Source organism: Streptacidiphilus sp. EB103A (assembly GCF_041261405.1).
GTDB lineage: Bacteria > Actinomycetota > Actinomycetes > Streptomycetales > Streptomycetaceae > Streptacidiphilus.
In genome coordinates this window covers 160888-173209 of record NZ_JBGCAQ010000019.1, presented here as the reverse complement: position 1 = coordinate 173209, position 12322 = coordinate 160888, and the positions used below count along the sequence as shown (strand labels likewise).

Below are 12322 nucleotides of genomic sequence, written 5' to 3'. Positions count from 1 at the left end.
CACGAACGCGACGTCCGGACGGACCGTGCGAACTGCGGCCACCGAGGTCTCTCTCATGCGGGCCGAAGTCGTCCAACAGATATCCGCAGTGCTGCCCGCGCTGAAGCGTGCCCGGATCGAGGAGATCATCTCGGCGATCTACGGGAGATCCCTCCGGACGGTGCACGATCACCTGGCCCAGCACGGGGACGCGCTGGTCAGCGGAAGTTCCTTGGCACCCCCGCCGGTCCAACGGCTCATTCAGGCCCTCGCCGACTCCGGGGCCGATCGCGTCCAGATTCCCCTCTGCAGTCGATGCGGGGGCGTCCGGCCGTTGGTCAAGGCTGTCGAGGGCGGGCGTGTGTGCGGCGGATGTGCGGGTGTACTCGCATATGCCGCATCCGTTGGAACCTGTCGGCAGTGCCGGCGTGACCAGCCGCTGCCATCGCAAGGCCTATGCTCGGCCTGTTACGCCCGGCACCTGCGACGCAGGAGTCCGAAGACGGCCTGCGCGGACTGCCATCAGGTCCGTGTCTGCCAGCGCTCACGCGGTGACGGCAAGTCCCGGTGCGCCGCATGCAGGCCGCACCGTTCCGTGCCGTGTTCTCTGTGCGGCAAGCACGCCAAGGCCCAGGCACGCTGGCCGGTCGGGCCGGTATGCATCAGCTGCTACAACCGGGCCCGACGGAGCCCAGCAGCGTGTTCAGCATGCGGGGTCACCCGCGTGTTGACCGGCCGCAACGGCAGGGAACCGATCTGCGGCCGGTGCGCCGGCGCGGAGGACGACCGTCCTTGTATTCGTTGCTCCACATCGGTCGCCATCTCTGGCGGCGGCCTGTGCGGACGGTGTGACCTCGGGGACAGGGTCGCCGAATTCTTCGAGGTCCTGCCCCCTCCCGTCCGGGAGCAACTGCGTCCGCTGCAAGACCGCCTCCTGCAGCATCCGACGCCGCGGACAGTGAAGTCGTGGCTGAGGCAGTCGGGTGCCGCCCGGCTGCTGTCCGAGTTGGCTTCCGCCGGTGCCCCGCTCAGCCACGAGATGCTCGATGCGGTCTGCCGCAGCGCTGGCCTCGAACAGGTTGTCGGCAATCTTCGCGATCTCTTGGCCGACGTCCGGGTCCTCCCGCCTCTGGACCAGCATCTCGCCGTGGTCGATCGGCGCATCGCGCGGTTGATCGCCGAACATCCGGGCCTCGCCGACCACCTCCATGCCTATGGCTACCAGTCCGTGCTGCCCCGACTGCGCGGTCGCGAGCGCCCTGCCACGGAGTACGTCGTCGGGTGGGCCATGGCCCGCATGAACGCGGCGGCCCAACTGCTGACCTCGACACGGCGCCAGGGCATCGCCTTGAGTCAGCTCACCCAGGAGCAGCTCGACCAGTGGGTCGGTGAAGGCCCCAGTACCCGTCACAACGCGCGCGACTTCCTGGTCTGGGCTGCGGACCACGGTCGTGCGCGGCAGCTGGTCGTGCCGCACCGCGAGAAGCCCTCGCCGGTCGGCATGGGTGCCCGAGCTCACTGGGGAGCGCTGCAGCGGTGCCTTCGCGACGAGGAGCTCCCTCTCGATGTGCGGGTTGCCGGCGTGCTCGTCCTGTTCTACGGGCAGCACGTCAGTCGGATTTCCTCCCTCTCGCGAGATCGCCTTCGCTCTCGAGGGGCTGAGGGCTACATCGTCCTGGGAGAGGTACCGGTCCTGATGCCGCAGCCTTTGACGCTTCTGGTGACCCGACTGACGGCCACGGATACGACCAGCGAAGAGGATCAGCAGCGTGTACCGTCGCGCTGGCTCTTCCCCAGTTCAAGCAACCACACTCGCCACCAGTCCGCCACAGCACTCAGTGCCCGACTCAACACGTACGGTATACAGGTCAAGGCGGGCCGGGCGTCGGCACTGTTGAATGCCGCCGCGGACGCATCAGTTGACGAGTTGTCGGCGAGGCTCGGTATTCATTCCACTACTGCCAAACGATGGAAGAGGCGGGCGGCCCACGCATGAGGTGAGGGGCCGCGGCGGGGCTGACCGCGGTCACCACCCCGTAGGCCCGGGTCAGGCCAACCATCCGGTCCCCTGCGCTTCGGGGTGCCGGATGGTGATCTTCCACGAATACCGTCCTGGGTGAACGCGGCGGTCTGTGGTGTTCAGCTCGCACGTGACAAGTCGTGGCCTCTCGCGGCCTTCAGCGGCCCCCTGCGGTCGAGGCTCTGGTCGTGTTCGGCCCTCGCCGCCTCCAGCAAGCGACGCCACGACGTCACCGTTGGCCTTCTACGCAGCAATGCCCTGCGCTCTCTCTCCGTCATGCCGCCCCACACGCCAAATTCGACACGGCCGTCCAGCGCGTGGGCTAGGCATTCTGTTGACACTGGACAGCCGGCGCATCGGGCCTTTGCCCGGTTCTGGACCGATCCCTCGCCGAACAGCTCTTCCGGGTCGCCTGTCCGGCAACTGGCGTCCTTGCACCAGTCGTCGGCTGTTTCAGACATCACCACGTCGTCGTCCTCTCCCCCGCCTGCGTCACCTCTGAGAGGTGAGGCTACGACACCCGTCTGACAGCGGGCGCGGTGGGCCGCACGATCGGGTGACGCTCCCCGCGGCGTTGTACCCGATGCCCTTCGGGCAGGTCAGGCCACGACCGACCGGGCGTCAGGGGTGGATCTCGATGAGGTCGGGCAGTTTCGGGAGCGGCACTGTCGGGTCGGATCTCCACGTCGCCCAGCCGCTCGACGGGGCAAACGGGCCGGACCGGTGCTCGATCAGGTCGATGACCTGGTCGCGGGCAGCCTCGACATGTTGGTGGTCCTCGGGTCCGATGATGCCCAGTCTGCGTCCTTGCTCGTACTCGTCGCTGTCCTTCCATTCCCATCGCGACAGATCCGGGGCGATCACAAGGTCCAGTAGGAGATCGAAGGTATCGAAGCCGACGGCCCGACGGAGCATTGGGCGCTCGAAGTTGACGTACCACCGCAGAAGGTCGTGCTGCTCGGGTCCTGGCTCGAAGAAGGCGTTGATCGAGTACCAGGCGTCGGGCGGCTTCCACATCAGCAGCACCGTGGACTCCCACTGCCATCGCTCCAGCATCCATGTGCCGGCGGCAAGGCTCGGGATGGCCTGCTTGCGTACCGTGTCGTCGCCCGTGCGGCGAGACTCCAGGTAGGTGGTGGACGCGAGGGCTTCAGCGCCGGGTCGGCTGACGGTGACCAGGGCCTGGTCGGTATCCTCGACGACGTGCAGGGCGTGGGCGCTCCAGACGCGGCCATGGAACACGTCGCGTCGCACTACTGTCTGCCCGGGTTGGAAGCGTTCGGCTCCACGATCGGTCATCGGTGGACTGCCTGTTCGGGGGCGTGGCGAGCATTGCTGTCGGTCATCGGGCTCATGTGCCTCTCGCTGCTCGGGTCGTCCCGGTGGGCGGGTGGTCCTCCATCCTCGCAGCCGGTCCGACGGACGGGAGTCCGAAGCTCAATGGTCTGACAATATGCCGCGCTTGGGGTCGCTGCTGCGTCGGCCCGGCCCGTGGCCGGCCGGGCGCGACAGGACTCCGGGCGGCGCCCGCTTCAGAGTGACCCGCTCATAGGGCCAAGGGGATCGGCCCGCCTCGCGCAACCATGCCGCGGTCAGTCCGCGGCATTGCCGCGCCAGGCGATCCATGAGCCATCGCGGACCCGGCCGAGGTGGAGGTCCGGGAGATGGCCAGCGCTCTGCGCGCAGATCCGGCCGTGAGCACCGTGGCGAGCGCGGCAGAGATGGGCGAGCGCTTCGAAGTCCAGCGCGGACAGATTATGCGGCAACTCCCGGCCCCGGACAGTGGCCCGAGTCTCAGCGCCCCATCGGTGTTCGGATTCGGCTGCACGCGACGCCGCCAACCGCAACCAGGGCAGGTCGGATACCTCGGAGCCCGCGGGGGTGTAGACGCACTGGGGTTCGTCGTATTCGACGAGGGACTCGACGAGCACCATCCCCAGCGTCTCAAGGAGAAGTCGCGAAGCGCGGTTGGACTCGCGGGTCACAGCAACCAATGGGGCATCGGGCACGGCAACGCTCCACCATGTCGCGGCTGCGCCCACGGCTTCCGTGGCCAGACCCTGGCCCCAGGACGATGGACTCAGTTGGTAGGAGACCTCGGCCCGCCCCGGGCACCGGGCGTCGGCGGAGATCGTGACCAGCCCAAAGGCGTCCCCGCCGGCGCTGGGGGCGACAGCCCATGCGCCGGCCTTCTCCGGGTACTCCCGCTGCCGCGCAGTCACCCGATCCTCCGTGGCCGGGCCGCCGAGGTATCTCCGAACCCGGACGTCGGTGAGAAGTTGGCGCACTAGGGTTGCGTCTCCTGCCTCCACGGGGCGCATAACAGTTCGCTCAGTGCGCAGCACGACTGGCCAGACCAGCGCCAGGGCAGCGTCGACGGAATCCATCCACTCATAGTGGCACCTCGACCCGGCGGTGCGACCCGCACGGCCCCTCCGCGCCGGACAGGTCGTGATGGGAGTCAGATGCGCGGTACGGGAAGGTGGCCCTGTCGGGAGACCGGTGATAGGGGTTGGACGGTGCCGCGTCACTGCGGGTGTTGGTTCCTACTCTCCGCGCGGGTTCTGCGCGCCGCAGCCGGCGATCGCGGCGCCTTCGGTCGTGAGTCCGTAGTAGTGACGCCTGGGACGGCCCGTTCCCTCCGCCTCAGCGGGGTTCTCCCATCGGGCCTCGATCCACCCAGCCTCAATCAGTCGTGCGAGCATCGGGTACAGGGTTCCCGTTGCAATCCCTGCAGCGTGCGCCAACTCCCGCCCGTAGCAAGGACCGGAAGCACCGGCGAGGATGGCCAGCACTCGCACCGTGAGTCCCGTCAACCGCGGCTCTCCCATGAGGTGACGCTACAACATGCCAGCGGCGGACCCGAGCCTGATCGGTAAGCCCCGGGTGAGCAGAGTCCCCGTCCGGGCGCGTTCGCGGCAACGCGTCGTGGCGCTCTCGGTGCCTCTCTGCCCTCGGCGACCGCGGACAGGGAGCGGTGGTCACCGCGGCCCCGTCTCTCAGTCAGCGACATCGCCGCGCGAGCCGGCGTGTCGCCGCCGCCATCCGTGCCGGGCTTCAGAGTTGGCTAGGGCTGGGTATCGATCGCCCCGGCTGCCAGGACGGTCTGGGCAGCGTCGTCGATCCGCTGCGCGGTGGCCTTGAGGCGCTCGACGGCAACCGTCCGGGGTCCGTACGCAGCGGGCATCGACCGAATCGGTGCGGCGATCCCGTACTCGGCGCAGATCAGGTTCACCACGGACTGCACCTCGCACTCCCTCACGCCTGGGAGCTCACCGTGTCCGTCTTCGAGCCGGTCGCCCAGGGCGATGTCTGCTGCGCGGCGAGCCAGCCCTCGAACCGCCTCCGCCTCCACCGGAGCGTCAAGCAGTCGGCTGCTGCGGATTCGGGTGCCGATCTCAGAGGTGGTGTCGGCTGAGCGCAGTTCAGACACACTCTCCCGGGCCGACAGGTGGGTGGTCAGCAGTTCCCAGGCCGCCTGGGTGTTCATTGACGGGCGGGAGGGACGGATCCGGGCGCGATAGGCGGCCGTTTCAGCTGGCCCCGCATCCGGGGCCGGGATCGTCTGGCCAGCGTCGAACACCCACGCCAGGGAGTAGCCGCGCGGCACGCCCGGCGCCTCGCACTGCCCGGTGGCGGTACCGGCCTCCTGGCCGGGGACCCACGGGGCCAGAACACCGAGCCCGCTCTGGCGGTAGGCAACCTGACGTCCCAGCTTCTGCCAGTCCTGGTAACCGAGCACCCAGGAGGCACGGGGGCACTGCAGCAGGATCATCATCCGGTTGCTCCACGACATCCGGCGCAGCCCCGGCCGGAACGCGGCCGTCAGCATCCCTTCCCACCCTCCCCTGGACGCCGCCATCAGCACGGCCGAGTCCAAGGAGTCCATCAGTTGCCGAGACCAGGCCCGGGTGCGCTCGGCCGACTCCCGCGCCGTCCAGTCCTGACCGCGTTCGCGAGTACTCTGCCGGGCGCGATCCGATGCGCTCACCGCGCCGACGGCACCGGAGACACCGGTCCATCTTGGCGCGGCCCCCAGCAGGGAAAGGTCCATGGCGCGGGAGCGGGCGGCAGAAGGGGTAAGAGCGGTGATCGACAATGAACCTCCAGGGTCCGGATGCAAAGGGCGGGAGAGTGCCGTCAGCGGCGGCGGACGGTGCGCCCGTGAAGTGGGTGTGGGAGATAGCGGGCCGTCGCGGTGGAGGGCTGCGGACTGTTCGCGGCTCCTGGCCCCGGAGCCGCCGCCGGAAGCAGGGTCACGGCGGCGCGGGCCGCCGTTCGCTCAGTCCGCTTCGCGCACGCGAACGCGTGGGACGGGCCGGTCAGCAGTCTTCGAGGGACGGGAGATCCCAGGCACCCTCGCAGGAGGACCGGTTGGCCCGAGCATCGCGGAACGCCTCGAACAGGTGCACGGAGGTCCTGGCCAGGGCCGCCAGCACCCTGGCGTCGGGGTGGTCCTCGGCAACAGCTCCCAACACTCCTGCGTGCATCCGCCCCTCCAGGCTGGACGCGGCCTCCAGGTCGTCGGCCGCCAAGGCGGAGGCAATCGCCGCCAGCGCCCGGATGACGTCCACCGGCGCGTACTCCAGCGGGGCACAATCACCGAACGACTCGAAGTACGGGAGCATGTTGGGCAAGGAGCCTCCAAGGCAGATGTGCGGGGATCGCGGGGGATGGGTCAACCCCATCCCGACATGTATTAATCTACACTATTTTCAACTCAGGGGCAAGCATCGACACCTGAGACTTCGCCACATCAGGAGCAACCGACGACCGCTGAACACCGACCGCCCCGACCGCGGCCGAGCACCGGCGCTCCATCGCGCGACGCGGCAGCGATTCCGCAGACACGACGGCCGCGATGCCAGGCACCGATCGGCGGTGGGGCATGCTGGTCATTATGAGGAGCCGACGGCGCGCAACGTCCCGCCCCACAGCCCGCGTGCTCGACGTCAAGGACGGAACAGCGGAGACGGCGCAGGCCACCACCCTTGCGGCCGATGAGACGTCCGAGCAGCCCGCCTCCAATCTCGCCGTCGTACTGGACCCCACCTGCTGCCCGGTCACCCGCCAGCGAGTACTGCAGGGCATCACAGTCATCCACATGGCCACTCATCAGCCCGACTGCCCCACCTGGTCGGCACGCTGACCCCAGCCGGCCGCGGCCCCAAGGGCCGCATGGGAGCGGGCAGCCCGGGAGAGTCGGGACGCCGACCCGCTGCGCCTGGCCGTATGCGTTCTGCGCCTGGAGAAGCTGGGTGAGATTCACCGGCCGAACCCGGGTGGAGACTTCTTCACCAGCGGTGCCCAACCTCCCTGGTAGGGCGCGGGGTTCAACCGACGACCCCGTGCAGCGAGGCCTTCATCCCTCCCCTGCCGCGGCTGGCGAACCTGCGGCTGCCGGACGGAACGGGCAGGCGGCCGATACAGCCTTGCCAGGTCCCACCATTCACTATAGATTAATAGATGAATGCGCGGCTATGTCCGCCCTCGGCGCCGACCCAACACTCCAGGAGTCCCCGTAGCAAAGATGATGACCGCTCAGGGCAAATGCCGCGACTACTGCTGCCCCGGGCACAGTCCCAAGGCGCTGAACCACGGCTCCCAGCGCGCCCACGAGTACCACCAGTGGATCCTTGACGCAGATCGGGACCTGGATGACGGGGTGCACCCGAGGCTGCTAGTGGGGCCCTTCCCCTATCGTGTCTCGTCATGACGCTTCTGATCATCGGTGGCAGCGGTTTCCTGGGCACCGAATTGGTCCGGCAGGCGGCGGACGCGGGGCATCCGACGGCAGCGACCTTCGCCACCAGGCCCGGCAGCACTCCAAAGGTCGCCTGGCACGCCATGGACCTGCGAGACCCCGGTCGCATCGAAGCGGTCGTGGCGCAGGTTCAACCGAGCGTGATCGTCAACGCAGCGAGCAGTCAGTCCGACTGGGCGATCACTGCCGAGGGCCCCGTGCGCCTTGCGATGGCCGCAGCACGCGTCGGCAGCCGTCTGATCCATGTTTCCACCGACGCCGTGTTCTCCGGATCCCGCGTCCACTACGACGAAACCTGCCCTCCCGACCCCCTCACGCCATACGGCGCGGCGAAGGCCGCGGCGGAGACAGGAGTCCGCCTCGTGCACACGGGCGCTGTCATCGCCCGCACATCCCTGATCATCGGCGGCCGGCGATCCGTGCACGTGCGCGCAGTGCACGACCTGGCAACCGGCAACCGGGGCGGCGTCCTGTTCACCGACGACATCCGCTGCCCGGTCCACGTCTCCGACCTGGCCGCGGGCCTGCTGGAACTCGCATCCTGTGACGCGAGCGGCATTCACCATCTGGCAGGAGCCGATGCCGTGAGCCGCTACGAACTCGGCGTCCTCATCGCCCGACGCGACGGCCTCGACGTCAGCCGGCTGCCCGCGGGACTTCGGGCCGCAAGCGTCATTCCAGGGGCACTCGACGTTCGCCTCGACAGCCGCGCCACCCAGCAGAAGATTCACACCACGCTGCGCGGTGCCCACCAGTTCCTCGCCATCGGTGCTTGAACTCCTCCTCGAGGCGGCGTTCACCCACTCGGACGTCACCGAGGCTGCTCCTGCTTCGCTGCGGCAGGACCATGGCGCCGAAGCTCCTGCGGCGGGCCACCCGCAAGCCCACGCGGTACCGGGGTTCACATAGCACCGGCTTGAGGTGGCACTCTCTGGCGCCGTCCCCAAGGAGCTCAGCCCCGGCGAACGCGACAGCGATCATCCCCGCCCACCGGAACCGGCCACCGAGGCCGACCGACCTGTCGTCCAGCCCCCATCACCTCGGGAGCGCCATGAAGTTCGTGGAGCTGAAAAACATCGCGATCACACGCGCAGTGACCCCCACCAGGTTGTCGACAGTTGCCCAGCTTCGCACGCCTTCCACGAGGCCGGCCACACGGTCGTGGGCATGGCAGTGCTGCAGGAGACCACCGCCCGGGGCGTCCGGCGTCACCGGTGCCACAACCTGGGCCCCTTCCAAGGTGTCCACGTTCGATTTCGCTGTTCAGTGCGCGACGGGCCGAGCAGCGGCCCTGCGCCACTTGGGCGAGACGGGCCAGGACGTGGACACCGTGCGGCTCGGCGACGCCGCCCCCGACCGTGATGTCGCCCTCGCCGCTCTGGCCCGGAGCGGCCTCCCGGGGGCGCTCTCCGGGCCTGTGCTGTGCTACTGGCGGGATGACCTTGCAGGAGATCATGTCGGTGGCACGTCGTGCTGTCGACTCGCTCTGGATGGCGATCACTGCCGCCGCCGAGGTGACCCGTCGCGCGAATCCGCCCTCGAGCGTCAAGCCCACCGACCCGTTCCCGAGCGTCTGGGCCCCGCCCCGCCGGCGAGTGAGCGGCAGACGCTACGTCCACGTGCTGCACCGGGCTCCGAGCTCGTCCCGGGCGCCGGCGACCAGGGCAGCGGCGCATCCGTCCACATGGGCAGTCGGGTGCCGCGACCGATTCGGCCCAGCTGCCTGAGGGCCGGCCCGCAGGGTCGGATCGGCGCCTTGCCGGAATCAGGGGGGTCGACTTGCCTTTGATTTGAAATCGGTGTAGATTAATAGTTATACCAGTACGGAGTCCCCGGAGGAACACCATGGACCTGCTCGCCGCGCTCCGCCCCGCCGACGCCCCGGCCGCCTTCACCGCGCAGGCCCTCCTGTCCGCAGACCGCTACTACGCGATCGCCACCAACCCCTCCGGCGCGCAGTTCCGCCGCTCGCTCACCCGCACTGACCTGCTTCCCATCGTCAGCGCACTGATCACGCTGGACCGGCCCACCCGCCTGATGACCCGCACGGAGATCCGTACCGCCATCGGCGGCAACGACGACCTCAGCCGCACCATCGGCCTGCCCGCATCCAACGGCCAGCACCTCATCCTCACCCCCCACAACTGACACCCCCCGGACCCGACTGTCGGGCCCGGTACTCCGACCATCTATCCCAGGAGGCCCATTGCCGATGCAGCCCCGCGCGCACCAGACCGAGGCGCGTGCCGCCCTGAAGGCCTACCGAGGCAACCGAGCCCTGGTCGTCATGCCCTGCGGAACCGGCAAGACCCTGGTCGGGCTTCTCGCCGCCGAGGACCGAGCCGCACGGGTCACCCTGGTCGCCGTTCCGACTCTCGCCCTGGCTCGCCAGACCCACCTGAACTGGAGCCGGAATTCTCCCGAGGCTCCGGAGACGCTCATCGTGTGCTCGGACGCCGCAGTAGGGGACACCACCGCACCGGTGACCGTCGACCCGGAGCGGATCGCCGAATTCCTGGCACCCGGCAGGACCCCGCGGGCCCGCCTGCTCATCTCCACCTACCATTCGGCCGATCGAATCGCCGAGGCGTACAAGCTCCGAGCGCTTCAGCCCCTGGACCTCGCCATTTTGGACGAGGCCCACCACACCGCTGGCATCGCAGGCAAGGCGTTCGCCGTCGTGCTGGACAACGACCGTATCCCCGCGCGCTTCCGGCTGTCTCTGACGGCCACAGCGGTAACCCATCCCGACACCGACGGCACTGCGGGCCTGGTCTCCATGGACAACGAGAGCGTGTACGGCAAGCGCGTGTTCGACCTGACCTTCGGAAACGCCATCCGCCGCAAGTTGCTGGCCGACTACAAGGTCGCCGTCGTCCTGGTCTCCGACGAGGACGTCCACCAGGCGCTCCTGCGGACGCAGCCCTCCAGCGGCGGTCCCACGGACACCACTGCCGTCGCCACGCAGATCGCAGTGGCACGCGCGATGAAGGAGCACGACCTGCGCAGCGTCATCGCGTTCCACAGCCGGATCGCTCGCTCGAAGAAGTTCTCCGCGACCCTCGCCGCCGTCGCGCTGGCGACCTGCGAGGTCCGGATCACCTCCCTGCACACGGACGGCGCCACCTCCGCTGTGCGGCGTGCTGAACAGTTGGAGGCCCTGGCCCGTCCCGGACACGGGGAGCGCGTGGTGCTCAACAACTGCCGCACGCTGGTGGAGGGCATCGATGTGGACCGCGTCGACGGTATCTGCCTGGTGGACCCGAAGTCCTCCACCACTGACATCGTCCAGGCGGTGGGACGGGCCCTGCGGCTGCACCCGGACCACGACCGACCTGCGCTGATCCTGCTCCCCGTCTACCTCGCTCCGGGTGAGAACCCCGTTGCGGTCCTGGCAGGGAGCTCCTACCGCCACGTGTGGCGGGTGCTCTCGGCGCTGCGCGACCAGGACGAGCGGATGGACGCGGCTCTGACCGCCGCTCGGCGGCGTCTGGGCTCTGGCCTGGACGACAACACCGAGGACAGGGCCCTGCTGCCCGAACGGGTCACGATCCTGGGAGGCGCTGGAGTGGATGTCCGCCTCTCCGACGCCCTGGCCGTGCACGTGCTGGAGCACAGCACCGAGGACTGGTACTACTTCTACGGTCTGCTGGAGCGCTACGTCGCCGAGCACGGGCACGCGGTTGTCCGCCCGACCGAGGAGGGCAGCCCGCTGGAAGGCTGGGCTGCCCGTCAGCGCGCGGCCTACACCGTCGGCAGGATCGCCTCGGCCCGCGCCGCGCTGCTCGAAGCCCTCCCCGGATGGTCATGGGACCTGATGGAGGCCAAGCGGGAGCGGGGCCGCGCCGAGCTGGAGAGCTTCGTCCGCGAGCACGGGCACGCCCATGTTCCCCGCGGGTACACCTCGCCCTCCGGCTACCGGCTGGACAGCTTTGTCACGGTCTCCCGCAACCGTTACAGGGCGCAGCAGTCGAGCGCCGAGGAGATCGCGTACTTCGAGGCGTTCAACGGCTGGATGTGGCACGTTCACGACGCGAAGTTCGAGCTGTTCCTCACCCGTCTGGACCGGTTCATCGCCGAGCACGGCCATGGCCGGATCCCGCAGGACTACCAGGCCGAGGACGGCGTGAAGCCGAGCGCGTTCGGCCACGCGGTGGGCTCCAAGCGGGCGTTGTACCGCAAGGGCACGCTTCCCGCGGCACAGGTGGAGGAGTTGGAGCGTCGGCCCGCCTGGGTCTGGGACGGGATGGCGGCCCTGTGGGACGGATCGTTCGAGGTTCTGGCGGCGTGGGCTGCCGAGCACGGGGACCTCAAGGTTCCCTTCGACCAGTCGGTCAACGGGGTGGGAATCTACCGTTGGCTGCTCCAGCAGCGGCGGCTCATCAAGCAGGGCAAGCAGCCTGCGGACCGCCGTCTGCGTCTCGAAGCCCTTCCGGGCTGGACGCAGCCCTGAGCGATGCTCCGGCTGGTTCGGTCACCGGGACCGACACCGTGAGCGGGCCGGTTACGAGTAGATCGCCTCCCTACGGAGGGAGCCCTCGTATCCGGCCCGTTTCGTT

Annotated in this window: 11 protein-coding genes; 5 read left to right on the top strand and 6 right to left on the bottom strand. The window is 69.0% G+C overall.

Annotated features, from left to right (window positions below; translation table 11 throughout):
- Nucleotides 1-703 precede the first annotated feature (703 nt).
- Complete coding sequence (locus ABH941_RS29430) at nucleotides 704-1975, top strand: hypothetical protein (RefSeq protein WP_370132600.1); 1272 nt, start codon at nucleotides 704-706, stop codon at nucleotides 1973-1975.
- A 143-nt stretch (nucleotides 1976-2118) separates the two neighbouring features.
- Here ABH941_RS29430 and ABH941_RS29425 read toward each other — a convergent pair whose 3' ends face one another.
- The 6 genes from ABH941_RS29425 to ABH941_RS29400 all read right to left on the bottom strand — a co-directional run bounded on the left by ABH941_RS29425 (nucleotide 2119) and on the right by ABH941_RS29400 (nucleotide 6636).
- Entirely contained in the window at nucleotides 2119-2460 is a 342-nt protein-coding gene (locus ABH941_RS29425) for a WhiB family transcriptional regulator (protein WP_370132653.1), read from the bottom strand.
- Nucleotides 2461-2620: 160 nt separating this feature from the next.
- Nucleotides 2621-3298 carry a DUF402 domain-containing protein gene (locus ABH941_RS29420; protein WP_370132599.1) on the bottom strand — a complete coding sequence of 226 codons (678 nt, stop codon included), beginning with the start codon at nucleotides 3296-3298 and terminating at the stop codon, nucleotides 2621-2623.
- A 293-nt stretch (nucleotides 3299-3591) separates the two neighbouring features.
- Entirely contained in the window at nucleotides 3592-4386 is a 795-nt protein-coding gene (locus ABH941_RS29415) for a GNAT family N-acetyltransferase (protein ID WP_370132598.1), read from the bottom strand.
- Between the two features lie 159 nt (nucleotides 4387-4545).
- On the bottom strand, nucleotides 4546-4830 hold the full coding sequence (locus ABH941_RS29410; protein ID WP_370132597.1) for a PadR family transcriptional regulator: 285 nt from the start codon (nucleotides 4828-4830) through the stop codon (nucleotides 4546-4548).
- Between the two features lie 236 nt (nucleotides 4831-5066).
- Nucleotides 5067-6053, bottom strand: coding sequence for a hypothetical protein (locus ABH941_RS29405; RefSeq protein ID WP_370132596.1), 987 nt, complete (start codon nucleotides 6051-6053; stop codon nucleotides 5067-5069).
- Between the two features lie 268 nt (nucleotides 6054-6321).
- Nucleotides 6322-6636 (bottom strand): hypothetical protein, encoded by a 315-nt coding sequence (locus ABH941_RS29400; protein ID WP_370132595.1) that lies wholly within the window; start codon nucleotides 6634-6636, stop codon nucleotides 6322-6324.
- 305 nt (nucleotides 6637-6941) lie between these two features.
- Between ABH941_RS29400 and ABH941_RS29395 the strand changes: the two genes are divergently transcribed.
- From ABH941_RS29395 to ABH941_RS29380, 4 genes are all read left to right on the top strand, one after another.
- Nucleotides 6942-7148, top strand: a complete 207-nt coding sequence (locus tag ABH941_RS29395) for a hypothetical protein (protein ID WP_370132594.1) — start codon at nucleotides 6942-6944, stop codon at nucleotides 7146-7148.
- A 563-nt stretch (nucleotides 7149-7711) separates the two neighbouring features.
- Nucleotides 7712-8539 carry an NAD(P)-dependent oxidoreductase gene (locus tag ABH941_RS29390; RefSeq protein WP_370132593.1) on the top strand — a complete coding sequence of 276 codons (828 nt, stop codon included), beginning with the start codon at nucleotides 7712-7714 and terminating at the stop codon, nucleotides 8537-8539.
- A 1069-nt stretch (nucleotides 8540-9608) separates the two neighbouring features.
- Complete coding sequence (locus tag ABH941_RS29385) at nucleotides 9609-9911, top strand: hypothetical protein (protein WP_370132592.1); 303 nt, start codon at nucleotides 9609-9611, stop codon at nucleotides 9909-9911.
- A 64-nt stretch (nucleotides 9912-9975) separates the two neighbouring features.
- Nucleotides 9976-12216: a Helicase associated domain protein gene (locus ABH941_RS29380; RefSeq protein WP_370132652.1), complete on the top strand. Its 2241-nt coding sequence runs from the start codon at nucleotides 9976-9978 to the stop codon at nucleotides 12214-12216.
- The last annotated feature ends 106 nt before the right edge of the window (nucleotides 12217-12322 follow it).